Below are 19843 nucleotides of genomic sequence, written 5' to 3' on the forward strand. Positions count from 1 at the left end.
GGCGGTAATCCAGGCCCGGCTCATGGCCGGACGGCAACAGCAAGCCCTTGCGCGGCCGACGGCCATGCAAATGCCAAAGTCATAATAAAAAGCAATGCGGAACTCGCAGCGCGAGCTGATCAAAATCGAAAGGTCGGCATGATCAATCGACAGGGGCGACGCGAATCGCTCCGAGTGGATGACGCGACAGGAGAGCGGCGACAGCCGGCCTTCTCCTGCTGGGACATCACAACGCTGACAGCCGGCGAACCCTCGGGCAGAGACGCGTCTTCCAGTAGGCAATCAGCCCTGGACGGCGCAGAAAGCGGCGGGAGCATCCCGGTTGTGAAGCCAGGCGGCGCTATTAAAAACAGTTCGCCCCCAACTTTCAAGGGCAAATTTGATCCAGGTTAACGGCCGCTCGCGGGGTAAATCCAGAGGGCTTGTTACAGATCAATGACGAAAATATCGCCCATGCTCAGACATGGCGTGATCTAGAACGAAAGCATGAAGTAAATACTCGAACATATACACAGTTTCAAACTGTTACAAAAAAGCCGGAACTCCCCCCTTTGCGGTGCACAAAAACAACGTGATTCAACACAAATCGCAACAAAAACATAAACCAAACCATATGGATTGACAGCCGCGGGAAAAGCGCTTCCCGCGTGGCTCAGGACTCAGGCAGGCATAGCAAGGCATTGCGCAGAAACGCTTCGAAGCTGCGGCTTTCCACCAGCCGGGCGCCGGCGCGCTGGCGCATGAAGGAAACGAACAATTCGTAGATCGCCATCGCTTCCTCGTACTCGGTCTTGCTGATCGCCAGCAGGAAAATCACCCTCGCCACGCCGCCCTCCCCCCAGGCGATGCCATGCGGCGCGATGATGGTGCACACCGTGGTCTTGCGCGCCAGCAAGCCCAGCGAGTGCGGCAAGGCGATGCCGTCGCCCAACATGGTGCTGAGAATGTCCTCGCGCTCGCGCACCGAAAGCAGGAAATCGGCGTCGACATAGCCCTCCTCGCGCAACTGCCCGCAAACACGCTCGAACAGCGCCTGCTGGCTCAGCCCCGCTTCCGCCACCCAGAAATGCTGGGCGGAAAAATAGCGCTCCAACATATAAGGCCGGGTGCGGTCCACCGCCACCAACCGCGCCAATTGCTCCAACTGGTAATCCGACGGAAACGGCGACAGCAGCGCCACCGGCTTGCGCTTGTCCTCCAAGCGCACCGTGGAGACCACGAAATCCGCGCTCACATGCTCCAGCGCCTCGTATTCCTGACAGGACAAGGAGGCGCATACCTCCAACTGCGGGAAACGGCGCCGCAGCACCGCTTCCAAGGTGCGCAGCGTGGCGTTGCCGCCGTCGCACACCAGCAGGGCCTGCGGCCGGCGCAGATAGCCGATCTGGTAATGGCGCTCCAAGCCCACGCCGATATGCAGCACCAGATAGCCGATCTCATTCTCCGAGATCCGGTACGGCGAGTGCTTGGCCCAGCTAGACACCGCCGCCAGCGTGAAATCGTAGGCCAGCGCGTAATGCTGCTTGATGTCGGCCAGCACCGGATTGGGCAGATTGATCTGGTAGCGCACCCGGGTGATCATGGTTTTGACGTGGGTGATCAGGTCCTCTCGCAATTGCCGGTCGGCGCGCAGATCGTAACGGTAATGGCGGTTGATGTAGTCGAGGATGTAGCAGACCAAGGCGTCGGCGTCGTCGGCGTTGATCGCGCTGGGCAACATGCCGGTCAGGCTGCGCGCGGCGATGTTGACGCAGAGAAAGGCCCGCTCGGCGACGGCGATTTCCACTCCGCTCATGCGCCTCAGCAAGCCGACGATATGCGTGGCGGCCTGATCCACCGCCGGCAGCGTCTCCTCGCCGCAAAAGTCCTGCAGAGGAAAACCATCAACGATGCGCTTGGCCGCCACCGCGCAATAAAAGGTCAGAAACTGAGCGCCGTCGTCGCTGAGACGGACGCCGGCGCGGCTCAAACAGCCCGGCAGGCCGGCGCGCACCGTAGCCAGCGCGTCGGCCAGAACCGGGTCCGCGCTCAACAGCGGATGCTCCGGCCGCTCCGCCGCCAGTTGCGCCAAGAGATCGCTGAGGCAGACGCGGATGGAGGACTCCGCGCCCAGCAGCTTCATGCCGTAATGCGGCTTGGCTTCTATGCTCAGCCCATAAGCCGCCAGACGCTCTCGCACCTCGGCCATATCCGTTTGCAAGGTGGCGCGGCTGACGCACCAGGCATCGGCCAGATCTTGCAGCTTCAAGGCGTAGGCGGAGCCTAGAAATTGAGCCAGCAGGTAGTGCACCCGCTCGACGGCCTGCCGCGGGATGGCGCGGCCGGAGCCGGCCTGCGGCCGCACCCGCTGGAAGCGTTCCGGGTCGTCGGCCTGCAGCCGGTAGCCCTCGCCGCGCTTGAGCACGAAGCGCGCGCCGTGCTCGGCCAGAATGGCGTTGAGCGCGTCGATGTCGTTGCGCACGGTGCGGGTGGACACCGCCAGCCGACGCGCCAGCTCTTCCTGCGGCAGCGCTTCCGCCTGCAGGGCGGCAAAGGCCTGGGCCAGCCGTTGATAGGGGAATTTGACCATGAGCCTCTTTCTTTAAACCCATCCGCGCCCGGCCTCCCCGGGCACGTCTACAACAAGGCTTTCACCATCGACAACAGCCGCTCCACATCGCCCGGCCGGGTTTCTCCGCTGGCGTCGATGATGGAACTGTACACATGCGGTATCACCTTGGGCACGCCGGCCTCCAGCGCCAGGCGGACGATCTCGCTGAAATTCTCCAGCGTGATGCCGCCGGTGGGCTCCAGCCAGAAATCATGCCGCGCGCAGGCCTCCGCCACCGCCAGGTATTCGTCACGGCAATCCAGCCCGCCCATGGGGAAGTACTTGATCGAACTGCCGCCCATATCCTTGAGCATGGCGATGGCGGTGTCCACCGGCGCGGCGCAGACCGGCGCGCCGGCGCTGAGCGGGCCGGTGGACACCTTGACCAGGCCCGGAATGCCGCTGGGCGAAACCAGGCCGTTGACCACGGTACGCGCCTGGCCCAGCAGCGCGCGGCTGGCGCCCACGCCGGTGAACACCTGATTGACGTGCTGCGGCTGCACTTGGCCGGCAATGGCGCTGACCATGTCGGACTGGCGCGGATCGCCGGCGCCCAGCCCCACCGACAAGGCGTTGTCTATCAAGGCCGCGTACTCGCGCATGTCCGCCACCGCGCTGTCCACGTCGGCGTAGTTCTTCGACAGCACGCCCACCAGCACATGGCCTTCCGCCGCCTGATGAATCTGACGGGCATTGTGCTTGCTTCCAGCCAGTACATTCAAGCAAACGCGGTCTTGATAAAAATGGGGTTCCAGTTTCATGCTTGTTCTCCCGTCAGCAAGCGGCGGATGCGCGCGCCGATCTGTTCCAGCTGGGCGGCGTCCACGCTGCGCGCGTCCACTTCCAGCTTGCCCTCGTTAGCCCGGTATTCCCGGAAATAAATGGCGATGTCGCCCTGTTTCAGCGCGGCGGCGGCGGCCTCCGCGCTGACGCCGGACACGGCGGCGTCAAAAGAGATCTCGGCGCGGGCGATGTCGCGGCCGGCGGCGTCCCAGACCAGGCGCGCGCTGAGGCCGGCCAGTTGGTTCAAACCCGCGATGAAGGGCCGCAGCCGCTCCGCCATCGCCGCCCCGCTTTCCTTGTCCTGTTTGAGATAGCGTTCAATCGCGCAGGCCAGGCCCAGAATGCCCTCCTTGCCCACCTTCATCGCCCGGCCTATGCCCTGGCTTTGCAGTTTGACCCATTCCACATACTGCCGGCGGCCCAAGACCAGGCCGCTGGTCGGCCCCTCTATCGCCTTGGCCCCGCTGTAGATCACCAGGTCCGCGCCCAGCCGGTAATACTCGCGCAAGTCCTCCTCCGCCGCCGCGTCGACGATCAGCGGCACCTTCCGGCGGCGCGCCACCTCGGCGGCCTCGGCCACGCCGAGCACGCTTTTCTGCAAGGCGTGGTGGGACTTGATATACAAAATAGCCGCTGTGCCGGGGCCGACCGCCGCCTCCAATTGCGCGGCCGAGCACTCATTGCCCCAGCCGGCCTCCACCACCTGGCCGCCGCCCAGCGCCACCATGGTGCCGACCGGCGCGCCGAAATTGACGTTGTGCCCCTTGGGCAGCACGATTTCACGCGGTCCGTTGACTGGCTGCGCGTGCAGGTTCACCAGCAGGCGCGGATCGTCGCGGACGATGACCGCGGCCACGGACTGAGCGATGCCGGCGGAGGCGCAGGACACCACGGTGGCGGCCTCCACCTCCAGCAAGCGGGCAATGTAGTCGCCGGTTTTGTCGACCAAATCCTTCATCTCGAAATACTGGCCCAGGCCCTGCGCCACCGCCGCCGTCACTTCCGGCGCCGGCGTGGACACGCCCAGCATGGTCATGCGGCCGGAGGCGTTGATCACCGGCCGCAGCTGGTACCGCTCATAGATCGAAGACATGACAAGCCTTTCCTTGTTCGGTGGGCAACAAGACGCCGCCCGCCACCGCCGCCAGCGGCGCCAGGTTACGCACGCAAGTCAGCGTGTCGCCGTCGCTGTCGCTCAGCGGCCGCGGCGCGGTTTCGATGTCGAAAATGGTGAGATCGGCGTCAGCGCCGACTTCCAGCCGCCCTTTGCCGCTGAGCCGCAGCGCCTCTGCCGGCCGCCGGGTCACGCAGTCCAGCACCCGATCCAGCGGCATGCCCAGGCTCAGGAATTTGGACATCACCACCGCCAGGCCGAACACCGGCCCGCTGACGCGGTTGCGGCAATAGATGTCCGAGCTGATAGTGTCCGGGTACACGCCCAGCGCCATGGCCTCGCGCGCTACGCGGAAACTGAAGCTGGCGCTGCCGTGGCCGACATCCAACAACACGCCGCGCTCGATCGCGGCCCGCACCGAGGCGCGCAGCGCGCCGGCGGCGTCCAGGATGCGGTTGGGCTTGCCGTTGAAGCAGTGGGTGACGATATCGCCCGGCTCCAGCCATTCTGCGATCTCGTCCAGCGACGGCGGAGTATTGCCGATGTGCACCATCAGCGGCAGCGGCCCAAAGCGGCGCTGGATCTCCTTGGCCCGCGCCAGCGGCGCGATCCCGTTGGCGCCGACCACGCTGCCGCTCAGCCGAGCCTTGATGCCGACGATGAAATCGCGATGAGCGCGGATCGCCGCGCCCGCCAACGCCACATCGACATCGTCCAGATTGGCCAACTCATGCTGAGTGGCGAGACCGATGCGCGAAATATTCAACAGCGCGCGCACATCGGTGCGGCAGCCGCCGGCCAACTCGCGGAAAGCGGCGACATCGTCGGCTCCGACGCTCCCCGCGTCCACTACCGTGGTGACGCCGCCGGCCACGCCCACCTGGTCCGGCTCATCGTGATAAATCGGCGAAGCCGGGTTGCAATGCACATGGCCGTCTATCCAGCCGGCGCTGAGCCGCCAACGGCCATCCAGCCGCACCGTGCGCCGGGCCGGTCCTTCCTGGCGCCCTAGCCCGGCGATCTTGCCGTGACGGATCGAGATGTCCAGCACCGAGCCATCGGCCAGCAAGGCATCCTTGATCAGCAAGTCATCCATCAGCGCCTCCTCAGGCAATCGCCACCGGGAACAGCGTGCCCAGCAGCATCGCGCCCAGGATGGCGCCGCCGGTGATGGGCTTGCCCCACAGATAGAAGACCAGCGCGCCCAGCAGCGAGCCGACGCCGATGGGGATCGACGCCGCCATCGCCGACAGGATGATCAGCGGGCCGAGGAAACGGCCGGAGGAGTTGCCCGCGCCCATCATCACGTCGGCGCCGTAAGTGGAATTGCCCTGATTGATGGTGAATTTGCGCGCGAAAATAATAACCGCGCCGATCAGCAAGCCAATCACCATCCCGGTGGCCAGCGCCGCGCCGAAGTTTTCCACCGGAAACAAAATCCCCGCGCCGAGGAACATCGCCGGAATACCCAGGCCGACGCCGGTCATAATGGCCCCGCCTATATCCAGAATGCCCACCAGCGAGCCTTCTATCACCCGGGCAAAGAGGAAGCTGGCGCCGAAGGCCGCCACCGCGCCGTAAACGCCGGTATCCATGCCCGCTCTCAGCATCGAGACGAAAGCCACCTCGTTGAAAGCACCGATGCCGTAGACGTAATACATATGAGTGCCGGCGAACACGCCGGCGGACAGCAGCCCCACCAAGAGCGGGAAAGACCAATCCGCCAGCCAGAAACCCCCGGTTTGTGCTTGTTCAGTCATCATTCTCTCCTTCAGCCTCAAGCGCCGCGCACGGCGGCGTGCAGCAGTTCCAGCCAGGACGGGGCGTTCAAGTGGAAGCTGCTGAGCAACTTCAGATCAAAGCCGCGGAAGAAGGCGCTGAGCGCGAACAAGGCCACGATAGCCGCCATCATCAACTTGGTGATCTTGTTCCAGCCGCCCTCGTCCACTCCCTTGCCGATCAGAATGCCCAACACCAGGCCCGGCACGGCATTGCCCATGATCAACTGGGCCAGACCGCCAAACACCGTGCCCCACAAACCGGAGCGACGGCCGGCCTCAATCGCCGCCAGCCAGAAAATCACCGGCATCACGGTATTGACCAGCAGATTGGCCGCGGGCACCAAGACCTTGACCGCGGTGATTTGCAGCGAAGCCGGCACCGCCGAAGCGGTGGTGTTCAGGAAGGCCACCAGTAGCATGCCTATCACCCCGCACACCAAGGCCATCTTGCGCGGGTTGTGCAGGGTCTCCGCCAGGTTGCGGTTGCGCGCCAACAGCGCCGCCGCCCCCCAATGCGGGATCACCCGGTGATCGATGTCCTGGGTGAAAGCCCCGGCAGCCACCGACGAGGCCCAGGCGTTGAAGAAGAAGCCCAGGCCGAAGGAAAAATGCGAGGCCGGATCGCCCTCGCAGGAATTGAGCTCGCCCAGGGTGCGGAAGGCGCCCATGCCCTGGGAAGTCGGCGCGTGGAACATGCGGGCCGCGCCAGCGCCCACCGCAACGCCGACCAGACCGCCTATCAACAGCGACTTGAGAAGAATGATCAGAAGCATGGCTTCCTCCTCTGGTATGAAACGACAGCCGGCGCCTAAGCTTGGCGCACAGTGAACGGCACGGCCTCGATATCCAGCACGGTCACGCTGACCTCCACCTCCAAGGTGACGGCATAGCTGAGCCGGTCCCGCGGCAGAAAGAAGAACAAAAAGCGCTCGCGACGGCGGACCTCCTCCGCCGCGACCACCGTCACCCGCAGGGGCTCAATGCGCAGCAGCACCTGATGGCCGGCCGCCGTCACCGCGCGTTGCACGCCGGACAAGGCATCGGCGCAAGCCTGCGCCTTGCTGTCGCCGCGGCCACTGACCGTCACGCTGGATTCGAAACGCCTTTGCATCGCTCAGCCGCCGTATTTCTTCAAATAGGCGGCCACCAGCCGCTGCCCCAGCTCTTCCTTGTCCATGAAACCGAACCCGAGCACGGTGTAGCCCTCCTCGATCGCGGTCACGCCCTCCTCCACCGAACGCATGCCGTATTTGGCCTTGTAGCCGTACTTGGTCTGCGCGGTGATAGCGCCGGCGCCGCCGCTACCGCAGAAGGAAATCCCCAGCTGCGCGCCCTCCGCCTGCATCACGTCGCCCAATTTCATGTCCGCGGCCATGCCCGGAACCACCACCGCGCGCGCGCCGGCGGCTTCCGCCCCCGCGCCCACTTTCTGTCCCTTGCCCAGGCGGTCGCCAATCACTACGGTTATCTGCGTCATGGTCTTCTCCTCTATCTCTCTAGCTTTGCACGGCGGACTTCAGGCCTTGTTCTTGGCCATCTCGAAATGAATGGACAGCAGCAGCGCTTCTTCTTCCGGCAGGTTGCCGAACAGGGCCACCACCGCGGCGGACAAACGCCGCGTAGTGTCCGAGATCTCGTCGAACAGGCTCTTGTCGAAATCCGGCAGGCCCTCTCCGGTCAAGGAACGGCGCGCCATCGCCTGCACATGCGAATCCAGCTTCTGCTGCTGAACCTCGGTCAAATATTTGCCGGCCGCGTCCAGCAAGGCGGGAACCTGCCCCAAGACCTGGTCCGCCAGACGGCGGATAGCGGCCTGGTCGACGGCGATGGGATGGACTTGATCGTTCATGGGGTTTCCTTTGCAAAACGGTTGGCGATGTCGAGAAACTGTAATCAAGCCGCCGCCAACTGTGGACCGGTGGATTTTCCGCTTCGAAACGGAAATCGCCTGCTCGCCGGGCGGAAACAAGCCGGTCCTGACCGTGCTTGCAGTTGAAGCGCGCGGCGGCTCGGGCGATACTTCGCGGATTGACCACTGAATAGATGGATGCAAGGCATGACCCACCGCATCGTGTTTGTAGAAGACGACGCCGACCTGGCCGAGCTGATCAGCGACTTTCTGTCCCGCCATGAAATGGACGTGGTGGTGGAACCACGCGGCGACGCCGCGCTGGACACCATCGCCCGCGAAGCGCCGGATCTGGTGCTACTGGACATCATGCTGCCCGGCAAGGACGGCCTCTCCATCTGCCGCGAGCTGCGTCCCAAATTCGACGGCCCCATCATCATGCTGACCTCGCTGGACAGCGATATGAACCAGATCCTGGGCCTGGAACTGGGCGCCAACGACTACATTCTGAAAACCACGCCGCCCTCGGTGCTGGTGGCGCGGCTGCGCGCCCAATTGCGCAACCTGCGGCCCGCTCAGGCCAACGCCGACGCCGCCGCGCCCAAGCCGGGCACCCGCAAAGTGGTGTTCGGTCAGTTGGCGATAGACCCGATCAGCCGCGACGTGACGCTGGCCAACGAGAAGATTCCGCTGTCCACCTCGGACTTCGATCTGCTGTGGTTGCTGGCCAGCCACGCCGGCGAAACCCTGAACCGCGACATCCTGCTCAAGGAAATGCGCGGCGTCAGCTACGACGGACTGGACCGCAGCATAGACGTGGCCATCTCGCGGCTGCGCAAAAAACTGGGCGACAACCCCAGCGAGCCGTTCCGCATCAAGACGGTGCGCAACCGAGGCTATCTGTTCTCCTTGTCCGGCTGGGAGTAAGCGCGCATGCGCCGATTGTTCATCCAGTTCTACCTGCTGCTGATGACCTGTTTCCTGGTGGCAGTGGTCTTGGTGGGCGCGGTCTACAAACAGGCGGTGGACGATGTGGGCGAGCGCTATCTGTCCGACCTGCTGCGTACCACGCTGTCGCTGATCGAGGCCGATCTGCGCGGCGTGCCGGAAGACCGCTGGAGCGAAACGCTGGCCAACTCCGACCACGGCTTCACCTTCCGCGTCAAAGTGGAAAAGATGAGCAGCTATCTGCTGGACGACGAATCCAAGCAGGCGCTGGACCGCGGCGAAATCGTGATGCTGGAAGACAAATACGTGTTCCTGCAAAAGCTGGAGGACAGCAACTACCTCTTGGTGGCCGGTCCGCTGCGCTATCTATTCTTCCTGCACCAGCTCAAATGGTTCGACTACGCGCTGCTGGGCTTCATCGGCCTGTCGCTGGCGATACCGGTGTTTCTATGGATGCGGCCGCACTGGCGCGACCTGGTGGCGCTGGAACAGACCGCCGGCAAGCTGGCCAGCGGCAACCTGTCCGCCCGCGTCGACCTGCCGCCTCGCTCCGGCGTCAGCCAGCTGGGCGTCGCCTTCAACCACATGGCCGACAATATCGCCGCGCTGATCAACAGCAAGAAAACGCTGACCAACGCCGTGGCCCATGAGCTGCGCACGCCGCTGGCGCGGCTGCGCTACCGGATGGCGTTGCTGGAAGGCGACGAAAGCAGCCCGGAGCGGCAGGCGATAGAGCGCGACCTGTCCGCTATCGACAAGCTGGTGGAGGAGCTGCTGCTGCACGCGCGGCTGGACCGGCCGGAAGCGCCTCTGAAGCTCAGCAGCTTCGACGCCATTCCCTGGGCCAAGGACCGCATCGCGGGCCAAGCCGCGTTGACGCAGGACATTCAATGGCTGGAGCCGGCCGGCGCCAGCCTGGCCATCACCGCCGACGAACACCTGCTGACCCGGGTGCTGGACAACTTCCTGTCCAACGCCCGCCGCCACGCCAACCGCCTGGTGCAAACCAGCATCATCGTCGAGCAGCGCCACTGCATCATCATGGTGGACGACGACGGCCCCGGCATCCCCGAACAGGACCGCAGCCGGGTATTCGACGCCTTTGTGCGGCTGGACGAAAGCCGCGGCCGCAAAACCGGCGGCCACGGCCTGGGCCTGGCCATCGTCGCCGGCATCGCCCGCGCCCACCGAGGCGAAGTCAAAGTGGAAAGCTCGCCGCTGGGCGGCGCGCGCTTCCTGTTCCGCTGGCCGATCTGAACCTCGCCGCCGCCCTGTATGTACATTCCGTAACATTGGGATACACAGAGAGCATAGACTCAGCCCCTTGTCATGGTTAGCATTTCGGCCTGAAAAGGACTATGTGTCCACTTTCATACCAATCCAAGAAACTTAGGAGTTTCATAAATGAAAAAGCTGGCTCTGCTTGCTCTGACCGCTGCTTTCAGCCTGGTGTCCGTTAACGGCTTCGCCGCTGAAAAAGCTGCCGCTTCCGCACCGGTTGCGATCCACAAGGCTAAAAAAGCCGAGAAAAAAGTAGCGAAGAAAGAAGCTTCCGCTGCTCAAAAAGCTCAGGCCGCCAAAGCCGAAGCGTCCGCTCCGAAGGCTAAAAAAGCCAAGAAGCACGTAGCTAAGAAAGAAGCTTCCGCCGCTCAGAAAGCTCAAGCCGCCAAAGCCGAAGCTTCCGCTCCGAAAGCTAAAAAAGCCAAGAAGCACGTAGCCAAGAAAGAAGCTTCCGCCGCTCAGAAAGCTCAAGCCGCCAAGGCCGACGCTTCCGCTCCGAAAGCTAAAAAAGCCAAGAAGCACGCCAAGAAAGAAGCTTCCGCGGCTCAGAAAGCCCAAGCCGCCAAGGCCGACGCTTCCGCTCCGAAAGCTAAAAAAGCCAAGAAGCACGTAGCTAAGAAAGAAGCTTCCGCCGCTCAGAAAGCCCAAGCCGCCAAGGCCGACGCTTCCGCTCCGAAAAAAGCCAAAAAAGCCAAAAAGCACGTAGCTAAAAAAGAAGCTTCCGCTGCTCAGAAAGCTCAAGCCGCTAAAGCCGACGCTTCCGCTCCGGCCAAAAAAGCCGCTAAAAAGCACAAAAAGCACGCTGCTAAGAAAGAAGCTTCCGCTGCTCAGAAAGCCCAGGCCGCTAAAGCCGACGCTTCCGCCCCGGCCAAAAAAGCCGCTAAAAAGCACAAAAAGCACGTAGCCAAGAAAGAGGCTTCCGCTGCTCAGAAAGCCCAAGCCGCTAAGAAAGAAGCTTCCGCTCCGGCCAAGAAAGCCGAGAAGAAAGCTTCCAAAAAAGCTGCTTCCGCTGCCAAGTAATCAGGTAGCGAGCATTGCCGGCACCTCCGGCAATCGCACATAATTCGGGGCGCTTCGGCGCCCCGTTTTCATTTGCAAGGCCACACTCGATGAAACTCCCCCTGCTTGTCCTCAGCCTGCTGCTGGCGCCGCTGGCTTCCGCCGCCCCCAAGATCTCCGCGGAACACAAAATCCTGTTCTTCGGCCAGGACGATCGCGTCCGCACCCGCCCCGACCATCAACCCTGGCTTGCGGTAGGGCAATTGCAAACTCGCTCCCGCACCATTTGCACCGGCGCGCTGGTGGCCCGCGACGTGGTGCTGACCGCAGGCCATTGCTTTGTTGACGAGAAAGGCCGTTTCGATCCGGCGGTCAGCTTCACCGTCGGCCTGTGGGGCGACGAATACACCGCCCGCAGCAAAATCCTGGAAGTTCAAGTGGACAAGAGCTTCCTCAAAGGCCTGGACCGCCGCGCCGACGGCCTCTACATCCCGCCGCGCATCGCGCCGCGCGACTTCGCCTTCGTCCGCCTGGCCACCCCCTTGGGCGACACCCAGGGCGTGCTGCCCGTCTTCAGCGGCAACGCCAAGCAGTTGCGCGAATTGCTGAACCAGCGGAGCTGGACGCTGACCCAGGGCGGCTACCCCATCGATGATCAGAAACACCTGCTGGTGCACAACGCCTGCAAGGCGACCAAGCTGCGCCCGGACGGCCGCCTGACCCACCGCTGCGACACCCTGGAGGGCAATAGCGGCTCACCGGTCTTCGTGATGGGACCGGGACAGCCGGTCATCGTCGCGGTGCAAAGCTCCGCCCCCGCCGCCGCGCGACGCAAACAAGAAGACAATATGAGCGTCAGCGCGCCGATGTTCTACGATGCGCTGCAGCAGTTCATACGCAAGAGCGCCAAGCCATGAAAAAAGCCCCATTTCCGGGGCTTTTTTATTGAACAGAGCTTAAGTCTTCACTCCGCCAGCACCTGGCGCTGCAAAGCCACCAGTTCGCCGATTCCGGCTCGCGCCAGGCCCAACATCGCCTGCAACTCTTGATCGCCAAACGGTTCGCCTTCAGCCGTGCCCTGCACTTCGACGAAACGGCCATCGCCGGTCATCACCACATTCATATCGGTGTCGCAGTTGGAGTCTTCCGCGTAATCCAGATCCAAGACCGGCACGCCCTGGTACAGCCCTACCGAAATGGCGGCTACCTGGTCGCGCAGCGGGTTCTCGCTCAGCTTGCCCTCGCGCAGCAGCAGGCCGATCGCGTCGGCCAAGGCCACATAAGCGCCGGTGATGCTGGCGGTGCGGGTGCCGCCGTCGGCCTGGATCACATCGCAATCAATCTGGATCTGGCGCTCCCCCAGCTTCTCCAGATCCACCACCGCGCGCAGCGAACGGCCGATCAGGCGCTGGATCTCCTGAGTGCGACCGGACTGCTTGCCGGCGGAAGACTCGCGCCGCATGCGGGAGCCGGTGGAACGCGGCAGCATGCCGTACTCGGCCGTTACCCAGCCGCGGCCCTTGCCCTTCAGGAAGCCCGGCACGCCGTCGTCCACGCTGGCAGTGCAAATCACCTTGGTATCGCCGAACTCGATCAACACCGAGCCTTCGGCGTGCTTGAGGTAATGGCGGCTGATCCGCACCGTGCGCAGAGCATCGGCGGGGCGTTGGGAAGGTCGCATCATGTCATCGTCCAGAACGGTAAATGCCGACGATTATATCAGTCGTCACCGACGACGGCGCTTAGTCGCGCTTACCCGCCACCCGGCTGGCCAGAATCTCCTGATGCATGGTCTCCAGATTGGAATCCAGAATCATCCGCCCCATCTGGCGCGGCGTCGCCGTTTCCGTGTCCAGCACGTCCTCGCGCTCGCCGTAATCCTGCGTCTCGTCCAGCAGGGTGACCGCCGCCGCGGACAGATTGTCCCCGCCGGCGCCGGCGCGGCGCTCCGCCACATTCATCAGCGCCGGCAACACCTGGCTGACATTGCGGCGGACAAACACTTTTTCTAGCTCCGGGTCCATGACTTGCGACCACAGGCCGTCTGAACACAGCAGGATGGAGCAACCCGCGCCCACGCTCTGTTTCTCGCCGACGTCGATGTCCGGATCACTAGCCGCGCCCAGACAGTTGTAGATCTTGTGGCGCTCCGGATGCACCTTGGCGGCGTCCTCGCTCAACTGGCCCTGATCGATCAGGCGCTGCACCTGGGAGTGGTCTCGCGAACGCAGCCGCAGGCCCTTATCATCCAACAGATAGAGCCGGGAATCGCCGACATGACACCAGTACAACTGGCCTTGCTGGATGATGGCGGCCACCACCGTGGTGCTCGGCACCTCCGGCAGCCGGTGGTCGGCGGCGTAATCGAGAATGACTTGATGCGCGGTGCTGACCGCGTTGACGAGAAAGCGATTGGGATGCGTCAGCGTCGGCGTGGCTTGCTGGTAGAACAGCTCGCTGAGCAGGTCCACCGTGATCTGCGCCGCCACTTCGCCGCGCAAATGCCCGCCCATGCCGTCCGCCACCGCCAGCATCACGGCGTCGCGAGAGTGCGCGATCACCAGCCTGTCCTGGTTGTACGCTCGCCCGCCGATTCGGCTTTCCTGATAGATGGATAGTTTCATGCCGATCCCCTCATCATGAGCGTCCGCCAGTCAGGTTTTTTATCCATCCCACCCACTTGCTGCCCGCCAGTTCTTCCGGCGGACTGTACTCTTCCGCCATCAGACGCTTTTGCAGCCCCGGCACGGTGGCTGGCCTCTCTTCCGGAGACAGCGCCAGGCACTGGTCGGTCAACTCCAGCAACTCGCGGGAATACAAATGACGAAACGCCTTGCTCGCCGGCGTCAGCCTGTCGCTTTCCTTGCGCTCCTTGGAAATCTGCGGCGTACCGCCGCCCATGCAGGCGTAAAGACAGGCGCCCAAGGCGTAGATGTCGGTCCAGGGCCCGAGCGGCGCGTCTTTCTCATACTGCTCGGGCGCGGCGAAACCGGGGGTGTACATCGAGGCGAAATGTTTGTCGCGGCGAGACAAAGTCTGCCTGGCCGCGCCAAAATCCAGCAATAGCGGCGCGCCGTTGCGGCGCAAATAGATATTGGCCGGCTTGATGTCCAGGTGCAGCAGGCGCTGCAGATGAACTTCGCGCAGCCCGGACAAGAGCGCGGCGAACCATTTGCGCAAACGCCGCTCGTCCAACCGGCCGCCGGCCAGCTCCAGCTCGCGCACCAGCGAACGACCGTCGGCGTACTCCATCACCATATAAACCGTCTGATTCGCACGGAAGAAATTGATGACGCGCACCACGGTGGGGTGGGAAATGCCGGAAAGAATCCGTCCTTCCTCGAAGAAACACTTCAAGCCCAGATTGAAAGCCTCCCGATCCAGCTCGTGCGGCACCGTCACATGGCCATCCTCGTCCCGCAGCGCCAGATTGCGCGGCAAGTACTCCTTGATCGCAAACTTATTGTCCTGATCGTCCAAGGCCAGATAGACAACGCTGAATCCGCCCACTGAGAGTTGGCGGACAATCGTGTACTCCCCCAGCCGGGAGCCGGCCGGCAGAGCTGTCTGCTGGTTCGATTGAGTCATGAGGTGTCAGTTGTTATAGTGTCCGCAGGCCTTGGATTGAGCTTAGCAAAGCAATTCGGGCCCAGCCTTGAGAATGTAAACAATCCGCTCATCTAAGGGGGTGTCTGATGATTTTAAGTATGACAGGCTTTGCCGCAAGCAGCAGGGAATTTCCCGGCGGCTTGCTTAGCCTAGAAATTCGCTCGGTCAACCACCGTTACCTTGATCTGCAAATGCGCTTGCCGGAAGAATTGCGCGTGATCGAGCCGCAATTGCGCGAACTGATTTCCGCCAAAGTCAGCCGCGGCAAGCTGGAATGCCGCGTCGGCATCAATCAGGTGGACAGCGCCGCTCCTACCCTGGAACTGAACCAGCCCATGCTGCAGCGGCTGATCGAAGTGTCGCAGCAAGTGCGCGAGCAGACCGGCGAAAGCCGCGGCCTGTCCGTGGGCGAACTGATGCGCTGGCCCGGCGTGATGAAAACCAACGAACTGGCGCCGGAAGTGCTGCAGCAACTGTGCACGGAAAGCCTGGCGGTGGCGCTGAAGGACTTCAACGCCTCGCGCGGCCGCGAAGGCGAAAAACTCAAGGTGGTGCTGGAAGAACGCATCACCGGCATGGAAGCCATCGTCGTCGCCATCAAACCCAAGCTGCCGGCCATTCTGGACGCCCATATGTCCAAACTGTCCAGCCGCCTGCAAGAAGCGCTGGGCAATGTCGACGAAGACCGGCTGAAGCAGGAATTCGCGCTGTTCGCTCAGAAAATAGACGTCGATGAAGAACTGGCCCGCCTCAGCACCCATCTCAGCGAAGTGCGCCGCATCCTGAAGGCCGGCGGCCAATCCGGCAAACGCCTAGACTTCCTGATGCAGGAACTGAACCGCGAAGCCAACACGCTGGGGTCCAAATCGGTGTCCACCGAAACCACCCAAGCCTCGGTGGAGCTGAAAGTCCTGATTGAACAGATGCGCGAGCAGATCCAGAATATCGAGTAAGCACGACGCCGGCGGCCAAAGCCGCCGCGGCAAGCGTTCCTAGACCTTAGGGAAAGACCAAGACATGACCAAAGCAGAACTGATCGCGGCATTGGCGGAAACATCCGGCCTGAGCAAGGCCGACGTGCTCCGCGTATTGGGCGCATTTGACGAAGTGCTGCAAAACGCGCTGGCCAACGGCGATGAAATCACCACCGTGGTGGGTAAATACAAAGTCAAGGAAAGCGCCGCACGAACCGGCCGCAACCCCAAGACCGGCGAAACCATCGAGATCGCCGCCAAGCGTAAAGTGGTGTTTCTGCCCAGCAAGCAGTTGAAGGACAAAGTCGCCTGAGCCCCCTCCGGCTCTTCTACTAAAACGGCGAGGCTCAGCCTCGCCGTTTTCTTACCGGCCGGCTCAGTTCTGCCGCCAGATCAGCCGGGCGATCGCCGACGAATCCAACTCGCCCTCGCCCTCTGCCACTAACTGATCGATCAGGCCCGACACCCGTTCGGCCTCCGGCAAACGTATGCCCTGCTCGCGCGCCGTCTCCAGCACGATGCGCATGTCCTTGGCGTGCAGCTTGGCCTTGAAGCCCGGCGCGTAGTTGTCATCTATCATCCGTTGACCGTGGATATCCAGCACCTTGCTCTGCGCAAACCCTCCCAGCAAAGCCGCCCGCACCGGCGCAGGATCGACATTGCAGGCCTGGGCCAGTTTCATGATCTCCGCCACCGCGGCGACCCCGACGCCGACCGCGATCTGATTGCAGGCCTTGGCCACCTGGCCGGCGCCGCTGGCGCCGATATGGGTAATGGTCTGCCCCATGGCCTGCAAGGCCGGGCGCGCCCGCTCCAGGGCTTCCGCCTTGCCGCCGACCATGATGGTCAGCGTGCCGTTGACGGCGCCCACCTCGCCCCCGGAAACCGGACAGTCCAGGAAGTCCACGCCGAAAGACCCCAACTTCTCCGCAATGCGGCGCGCGCCATTGGGCGCGATGGTGCTCATATCGGCGCATACCAGGCCCACGCCTGCGCCGTGAACCGCGCCTTCCTCGCCCAGCAACACCTGCTCAACGTCCGCGGTGTCCGACACATTGGTGATCAGCAGCTCAACCTGGCCTGCCAGCGCAGCCGGGCTCTCCGCCCAGCTGGCGCCGGCTTGCAACAAATCCTCCGCCCGTTCGCGGCTGCGCGCCCACACCGCCACCTGGTGGCCCGCCTTCAACAGATTCAATACGCAGGGACGGCCCATGATGCCCAGACCGATATAACCGACTTTCATTTGCGACTCCACGATGAAAACGACGACATTCATCGAGGATAAGGGGAAGCGCACCGCAACGCCAGCACGCGACGGAGGGAAATCAGGGCTCGGGCAAGGGCGCCGGCTTGCGTCCGCCCAGCCAGGCCTCGAACTCATAATCCTTGCCCGAGGCGTGATGCTCCAGAAAATAGACGAAGGCCAGCACCTCGGCCACCGCGCGGTAGAGTTCCGGCGGGATGTTCTTGTCCAGGTCCACCTGCATCAGCAAGGACACCAGCTCCGGGGAATCATGGACGAACACGCCGGCTTCCCGCGCGCGGTCGATGATACGCTCGGCCAACTCGCCGTAGCCCTTGGCGACGACCTTGGGGGAACGGTGTCCCTCCTGGTAAGACAAAGCCACCGCCGAGCGGCGCTTGTCCTCACTCGGCGGCCGAGCCATCGTCCTTCACCACCAAGCTGGCCAGAGCCAGGCCGGCCGAGGCCAAGCCCGCCTCCAGCCGGCTGGCGTTTTGGGTGATCAGCTGTCCCGCTTGCTCGTCTTCGGCGGCAAAAGACACCTGCACCATCTGGCCCACCAAGCGGATGCGCGCCGCCATGCCGCCCAAGGCCGGCAGGTTCAAGGATAGGTTGGTGGACCAGGCCTGCATCTCCTGCTGGCCATTGCCCTCGCGGTCGGCCTCGGTCTTTTCCTGCTCGATCACCATCTGCATGGGCTGGCCGGGCCAGGCCATGCCTTGAAACTGCAGTTGCTGGTTTTCCAGGCCGTTGAGCTGCCTTTGCACCAGATTGCCCAACTCCTGGGCTTGAGCCTGCGCCTGCGGCCGCGCGCTGGCCGCCGCGTGCTCGGTATTGGCCAGCGCCTGGCTCATCTTGGCCTGCGGCTCCTGCTTGATCTCGGCCAGGCTGGTGCGGCCATCGGCGAAGTCCTTCAGATGAGACTCATAAAACAGCCCGCTCTTGGCCACCCCCTGCTGCAAATCCTCCGCCACCTTGGGCGGCAGCTGCTGCGCCGCGTTGACCAGCACCGGCTTACCCGTGTCGCTGGTCTGGGTGGACAACAGGTGCGTCAGATACTTGGAAGCCGGACTCAAAGCCACCTGCACCGAGCTGGCCTTGTTCTGCTCCGCGCTTTCCTTGCTGCCGTCCTGCAACAGAAAAGTCAGCGCCGGCTGCAAGGACGCCACCTTCAATTGCAAGGTATCCCCGCTTACCGTCGCGCCCTGAGGCAGGTTCAGAGTAAACAGCGCATTCTTGATTAATACCGCCAGCTGGTTATTGTCCAGCCGATCCGCCACGCGCGCGGTCACCTGCTCGCCCAGCAACAGCGTCGGCAAGCGACTGGGCAGCGTCGCGGTTTCCAGCAACAGCTTGGCCCCCTCGCCCAACAACTGCGAGGGATTGATCTGCTGCGCCGGCAAGACGCCGGTATTGATCGACGGAATCATGAGGTGGGACTATTTCGGTACAGGGAAACGATCAACTCGGCCTCGCTGCGGGAAATACCGCATCGGGAAGCCACTTCGGAAGCCGTCAAGCCCTGGCGTATCATCTCGATAGCCTGGTTGTAAGGGCTGAGTCCGACATCCCCGTGCGCCTGCTGCTCCACGCGGGACAATAAGCGCGACATATCCCGCTGCATAGCACTGATCTGCTGCTGCTGCTGGTCAAGATACATGGTGGTCAAGCTGTCGCGTTTGGTTTCCAGGCGCAGCACGCGCCAGTAGACATACGCTACCGCCATGGCCAGCATCAGCCAGAGCACGACCATCAGGTATGGGAAGAAGGTGCCGGACATCTTGGTTCCCCATGGAAGAGTTTCCGCCGTGACTTAATTTTATGGCGAAACCTCCAACAACCCAAGGCCAACCCGCCATCAAATCAACCCCGCCGTCCTGGCCGGGCAATCACGGCGGCTTGCGGTCAACGATAGTGCTTCAGCACCCGGGAATTCTGATTGATCAGCACCAGTTCCGAGCGGAGCGTTTCTGACCACTGTACCAGATCGGCCTGGATTTCCTCCCGTCGCCGCACCAGTTCACGCAGCCTGTCGCGCTGAGTGTCTTCCAGGCCCGACAGCGCCTCCTGGGTCAGCGAAGCCAACAGCCGCGACATCAGCTTTTCCTGCTGCACCTGCAAAGCGCTGAAACGCTCGTAGTCCTTGGCGGACACCGCGGCGGACACCTGAGGCGTCAAGGCCTCCAGTTCCGCCACCAACTCGACCAAGGCCGTCGCGCGCGTCGCCGCCGTCATGCGCCCGCCGCCGCGCTGGCTGCGGGCTGGCTGCGGTCAACCTGCTGCCAGGCGGGAAGAATGGTTTCCAACAACCCGCGTACCTCAGCCAGGATTTCCAGATCGTTCTTGAGGCTGGCCCGCCCCAAACGCGTCTTCATATAGAGGTATAACTCGTTCAGATTGACGGCGGCCTCGCTGCCGGCCTCGACATCCAAAGCAATGCGCAGACCTTCGATGATGTCCATCGCCTTCGAAATCATGCGCGCTTTTTCGTCAAAGCGCTGGGCCTCGATCGCGATGCCAGCGGTCATGATCGCCTTGATCGCGCCTTCGTACAACATGACCACGATCCCAATCGGGCTAGCGCCGTATACCGCGGCCTTCAAGGCGTCGTTTTCATAAGCCTTGTTGAATTGCTTCAACATTCTGGAGTTCAGCATAGTGTTACCACCGGC

25 protein-coding genes are annotated in these 19843 nt (G+C 63.0%); 7 read left to right on the forward strand and 18 right to left on the reverse strand.

The window, feature by feature from the left end:
* Nucleotides 1-652: 652 nt before the first annotated feature.
* Genes B0T39_RS07075 through B0T39_RS07115 form a run of 9 tightly spaced genes read right to left on the reverse strand, consistent with a single transcriptional unit; the run spans nt 653 to nt 8117 of the window.
* Entirely contained in the window at nt 653-2569 is a 1917-nt protein-coding gene (locus B0T39_RS07075) for a BglG family transcription antiterminator (RefSeq protein ID WP_081545443.1), read from the reverse strand.
* A gap of 47 nt (nt 2570-2616) precedes the next feature.
* Nucleotides 2617-3351, reverse strand: coding sequence for a 2-dehydro-3-deoxy-phosphogluconate aldolase (dagF, locus tag B0T39_RS07080; RefSeq protein WP_081545444.1), 735 nt, complete (start codon nt 3349-3351; stop codon nt 2617-2619).
* Nucleotides 3348-4466: a DgaE family pyridoxal phosphate-dependent ammonia lyase gene (locus B0T39_RS07085; protein ID WP_081545445.1), complete on the reverse strand. Its 1119-nt coding sequence runs from the start codon at nt 4464-4466 to the stop codon at nt 3348-3350. Before B0T39_RS07085 ends, dagF begins: the two co-directional genes overlap by 4 nt.
* Nucleotides 4450-5583 (reverse strand): amidohydrolase/deacetylase family metallohydrolase, encoded by a 1134-nt coding sequence (locus tag B0T39_RS07090; RefSeq protein WP_081545446.1) that lies wholly within the window; start codon nt 5581-5583, stop codon nt 4450-4452. The genes B0T39_RS07085 and B0T39_RS07090 overlap by 17 nt, the downstream gene beginning before the upstream one ends.
* Before the next feature lie 10 nt (nt 5584-5593).
* Nucleotides 5594-6247 (reverse strand): DUF4310 family protein, encoded by a 654-nt coding sequence (locus B0T39_RS07095; protein WP_019101591.1) that lies wholly within the window; start codon nt 6245-6247, stop codon nt 5594-5596.
* A 17-nt stretch (nt 6248-6264) separates the two neighbouring features.
* The gene (locus tag B0T39_RS07100) at nt 6265-7041 is read right to left on the reverse strand and encodes a DUF4311 domain-containing protein (RefSeq protein ID WP_019101592.1); all 777 of its coding nucleotides are present in this window, start codon (nt 7039-7041) and stop codon (nt 6265-6267) included.
* Nucleotides 7042-7076: 35 nt separating this feature from the next.
* The gene (locus B0T39_RS07105) at nt 7077-7379 is read right to left on the reverse strand and encodes a DUF4312 family protein (RefSeq protein ID WP_019101593.1); all 303 of its coding nucleotides are present in this window, start codon (nt 7377-7379) and stop codon (nt 7077-7079) included.
* A gap of 3 nt (nt 7380-7382) precedes the next feature.
* Complete coding sequence (locus B0T39_RS07110; RefSeq protein ID WP_043642128.1) at nt 7383-7745, reverse strand: SFCGS family glycine-rich protein; 363 nt, start codon at nt 7743-7745, stop codon at nt 7383-7385.
* A gap of 39 nt (nt 7746-7784) precedes the next feature.
* Nucleotides 7785-8117: a hypothetical protein gene (locus tag B0T39_RS07115; RefSeq protein WP_019101595.1), complete on the reverse strand. Its 333-nt coding sequence runs from the start codon at nt 8115-8117 to the stop codon at nt 7785-7787.
* Here B0T39_RS07115 and B0T39_RS24885 point away from each other — a divergent pair.
* The 5 genes from B0T39_RS24885 (at nt 8116) to B0T39_RS07135 (ending at nt 12262) form a co-directional block, all read left to right on the forward strand.
* A complete protein-coding gene (locus B0T39_RS24885) occupies nt 8116-8307 on the forward strand; it encodes a hypothetical protein (protein ID WP_141111113.1) in 192 nt (63 codons plus the stop codon). The genes B0T39_RS07115 and B0T39_RS24885 overlap by 2 nt on opposite strands.
* A gap of 17 nt (nt 8308-8324) precedes the next feature.
* Entirely contained in the window at nt 8325-9044 is a 720-nt protein-coding gene (rstA, locus tag B0T39_RS07120; protein WP_081545493.1) for a two-component system response regulator RstA, read from the forward strand.
* A 6-nt stretch (nt 9045-9050) separates the two neighbouring features.
* Entirely contained in the window at nt 9051-10322 is a 1272-nt protein-coding gene (gene rstB, locus B0T39_RS07125; RefSeq protein WP_019101597.1) for a two-component system sensor histidine kinase RstB, read from the forward strand.
* 147 nt (nt 10323-10469) lie between these two features.
* Entirely contained in the window at nt 10470-11366 is an 897-nt protein-coding gene (locus B0T39_RS07130; protein ID WP_052052010.1) for a hypothetical protein, read from the forward strand.
* Nucleotides 11367-11455: 89 nt separating this feature from the next.
* Entirely contained in the window at nt 11456-12262 is an 807-nt protein-coding gene (locus tag B0T39_RS07135; RefSeq protein ID WP_081545447.1) for a trypsin-like serine peptidase, read from the forward strand.
* Between the two features lie 47 nt (nt 12263-12309).
* On the opposite strand, the gene rph is transcribed toward B0T39_RS07135, so the two are convergent.
* From rph to B0T39_RS07150, 3 genes are all read right to left on the reverse strand, one after another.
* Complete coding sequence (rph, locus tag B0T39_RS07140) at nt 12310-13026, reverse strand: ribonuclease PH (RefSeq protein WP_081545494.1); 717 nt, start codon at nt 13024-13026, stop codon at nt 12310-12312.
* Nucleotides 13027-13087: 61 nt separating this feature from the next.
* On the reverse strand, nt 13088-13969 hold the full coding sequence (locus B0T39_RS07145; protein ID WP_081545448.1) for a PP2C family protein-serine/threonine phosphatase: 882 nt from the start codon (nt 13967-13969) through the stop codon (nt 13088-13090).
* A 13-nt stretch (nt 13970-13982) separates the two neighbouring features.
* Nucleotides 13983-14933, reverse strand: coding sequence for a serine/threonine protein kinase (locus B0T39_RS07150; RefSeq protein WP_081545449.1), 951 nt, complete (start codon nt 14931-14933; stop codon nt 13983-13985).
* Nucleotides 14934-15040: 107 nt separating this feature from the next.
* Between B0T39_RS07150 and B0T39_RS07155 the strand changes: the two genes are divergently transcribed.
* Both B0T39_RS07155 and B0T39_RS07160 read left to right on the forward strand, forming a co-directional pair.
* Complete coding sequence (locus B0T39_RS07155) at nt 15041-15907, forward strand: YicC/YloC family endoribonuclease (RefSeq protein WP_081545450.1); 867 nt, start codon at nt 15041-15043, stop codon at nt 15905-15907.
* 64 nt (nt 15908-15971) lie between these two features.
* Entirely contained in the window at nt 15972-16241 is a 270-nt protein-coding gene (locus B0T39_RS07160) for an HU family DNA-binding protein (RefSeq protein ID WP_048414328.1), read from the forward strand.
* A gap of 63 nt (nt 16242-16304) precedes the next feature.
* Here B0T39_RS07160 and B0T39_RS07165 read toward each other — a convergent pair whose 3' ends face one another.
* The 6 genes from B0T39_RS07165 to fliS all read right to left on the reverse strand — a co-directional run bounded on the left by B0T39_RS07165 (nt 16305) and on the right by fliS (nt 19813).
* The gene (locus tag B0T39_RS07165; protein ID WP_081545451.1) at nt 16305-17171 is read right to left on the reverse strand and encodes an NAD(P)-dependent oxidoreductase; all 867 of its coding nucleotides are present in this window, start codon (nt 17169-17171) and stop codon (nt 16305-16307) included.
* 82 nt (nt 17172-17253) lie between these two features.
* Nucleotides 17254-17595: an EscU/YscU/HrcU family type III secretion system export apparatus switch protein gene (locus B0T39_RS07170; RefSeq protein ID WP_019103813.1), complete on the reverse strand. Its 342-nt coding sequence runs from the start codon at nt 17593-17595 to the stop codon at nt 17254-17256.
* Nucleotides 17576-18601, reverse strand: a complete 1026-nt coding sequence (fliK, locus tag B0T39_RS07175; RefSeq protein WP_081545452.1) for a flagellar hook-length control protein FliK — start codon at nt 18599-18601, stop codon at nt 17576-17578. Before fliK ends, B0T39_RS07170 begins: the two co-directional genes overlap by 20 nt.
* Complete coding sequence (locus tag B0T39_RS07180; RefSeq protein WP_081545453.1) at nt 18598-18951, reverse strand: DUF2802 domain-containing protein; 354 nt, start codon at nt 18949-18951, stop codon at nt 18598-18600. The genes fliK and B0T39_RS07180 overlap by 4 nt, the downstream gene beginning before the upstream one ends.
* A 125-nt stretch (nt 18952-19076) precedes the next feature.
* Nucleotides 19077-19406: a hypothetical protein gene (locus tag B0T39_RS07185; protein ID WP_081545454.1), complete on the reverse strand. Its 330-nt coding sequence runs from the start codon at nt 19404-19406 to the stop codon at nt 19077-19079.
* A complete protein-coding gene (fliS, locus tag B0T39_RS07190; RefSeq protein WP_254894506.1) occupies nt 19403-19813 on the reverse strand; it encodes a flagellar export chaperone FliS in 411 nt (136 codons plus the stop codon). Before fliS ends, B0T39_RS07185 begins: the two co-directional genes overlap by 4 nt.
* Nucleotides 19814-19843 lie beyond the last annotated feature (30 nt).

It is taken from the genome of Chromobacterium haemolyticum (assembly GCF_002081825.1).
GTDB lineage: Bacteria > Pseudomonadota > Gammaproteobacteria > Burkholderiales > Chromobacteriaceae > Chromobacterium > Chromobacterium fluminis.

What these genes read in the sequence shown, in the direction of transcription:
- B0T39_RS07170 (WP_019103813.1), bottom strand. Translation starts at nt 17,595, where the DNA reads ATGGCTCGGCCGCCGAGTGAGGACAAGCGCCGCTCGGCGGTGGCTTTG.
- rstA (WP_081545493.1), top strand. Translation starts at nt 8,325, where the DNA reads ATGACCCACCGCATCGTGTTTGTAGAAGACGACGCCGACCTGGCCGAG.
- B0T39_RS07150 (WP_081545449.1), bottom strand. Translation starts at nt 14,933, where the DNA reads ATGACTCAATCGAACCAGCAGACAGCTCTGCCGGCCGGCTCCCGGCTG.
- B0T39_RS07105 (WP_019101593.1), bottom strand. Translation starts at nt 7,379, where the DNA reads ATGCAAAGGCGTTTCGAATCCAGCGTGACGGTCAGTGGCCGCGGCGAC.
- B0T39_RS07090 (WP_081545446.1), bottom strand. Translation starts at nt 5,583, where the DNA reads ATGGATGACTTGCTGATCAAGGATGCCTTGCTGGCCGATGGCTCGGTG.
- B0T39_RS07165 (WP_081545451.1), bottom strand. Translation starts at nt 17,171, where the DNA reads ATGAAAGTCGGTTATATCGGTCTGGGCATCATGGGCCGTCCCTGCGTA.
- B0T39_RS07180 (WP_081545453.1), bottom strand. Translation starts at nt 18,951, where the DNA reads ATGTCCGGCACCTTCTTCCCATACCTGATGGTCGTGCTCTGGCTGATG.
- B0T39_RS07100 (WP_019101592.1), bottom strand. Translation starts at nt 7,041, where the DNA reads ATGCTTCTGATCATTCTTCTCAAGTCGCTGTTGATAGGCGGTCTGGTC.
- B0T39_RS07135 (WP_081545447.1), top strand. Translation starts at nt 11,456, where the DNA reads ATGAAACTCCCCCTGCTTGTCCTCAGCCTGCTGCTGGCGCCGCTGGCT.
- B0T39_RS07110 (WP_043642128.1), bottom strand. Translation starts at nt 7,745, where the DNA reads ATGACGCAGATAACCGTAGTGATTGGCGACCGCCTGGGCAAGGGACAG.
- B0T39_RS24885 (WP_141111113.1), top strand. Translation starts at nt 8,116, where the DNA reads ATGGGGTTTCCTTTGCAAAACGGTTGGCGATGTCGAGAAACTGTAATC.
- B0T39_RS07185 (WP_081545454.1), bottom strand. Translation starts at nt 19,406, where the DNA reads ATGACGGCGGCGACGCGCGCGACGGCCTTGGTCGAGTTGGTGGCGGAA.
- B0T39_RS07145 (WP_081545448.1), bottom strand. Translation starts at nt 13,969, where the DNA reads ATGAAACTATCCATCTATCAGGAAAGCCGAATCGGCGGGCGAGCGTAC.
- rph (WP_081545494.1), bottom strand. Translation starts at nt 13,026, where the DNA reads ATGCGACCTTCCCAACGCCCCGCCGATGCTCTGCGCACGGTGCGGATC.
- B0T39_RS07115 (WP_019101595.1), bottom strand. Translation starts at nt 8,117, where the DNA reads ATGAACGATCAAGTCCATCCCATCGCCGTCGACCAGGCCGCTATCCGC.
- B0T39_RS07160 (WP_048414328.1), top strand. Translation starts at nt 15,972, where the DNA reads ATGACCAAAGCAGAACTGATCGCGGCATTGGCGGAAACATCCGGCCTG.
- B0T39_RS07075 (WP_081545443.1), bottom strand. Translation starts at nt 2,569, where the DNA reads ATGGTCAAATTCCCCTATCAACGGCTGGCCCAGGCCTTTGCCGCCCTG.
- B0T39_RS07155 (WP_081545450.1), top strand. Translation starts at nt 15,041, where the DNA reads ATGATTTTAAGTATGACAGGCTTTGCCGCAAGCAGCAGGGAATTTCCC.
- fliS (WP_254894506.1), bottom strand. Translation starts at nt 19,813, where the DNA reads ATGTTGAAGCAATTCAACAAGGCTTATGAAAACGACGCCTTGAAGGCC.
- fliK (WP_081545452.1), bottom strand. Translation starts at nt 18,601, where the DNA reads ATGATTCCGTCGATCAATACCGGCGTCTTGCCGGCGCAGCAGATCAAT.
- rstB (WP_019101597.1), top strand. Translation starts at nt 9,051, where the DNA reads ATGCGCCGATTGTTCATCCAGTTCTACCTGCTGCTGATGACCTGTTTC.
- B0T39_RS07085 (WP_081545445.1), bottom strand. Translation starts at nt 4,466, where the DNA reads ATGTCTTCGATCTATGAGCGGTACCAGCTGCGGCCGGTGATCAACGCC.
- B0T39_RS07130 (WP_052052010.1), top strand. Translation starts at nt 10,470, where the DNA reads ATGAAAAAGCTGGCTCTGCTTGCTCTGACCGCTGCTTTCAGCCTGGTG.
- dagF (WP_081545444.1), bottom strand. Translation starts at nt 3,351, where the DNA reads ATGAAACTGGAACCCCATTTTTATCAAGACCGCGTTTGCTTGAATGTA.
- B0T39_RS07095 (WP_019101591.1), bottom strand. Translation starts at nt 6,247, where the DNA reads ATGACTGAACAAGCACAAACCGGGGGTTTCTGGCTGGCGGATTGGTCT.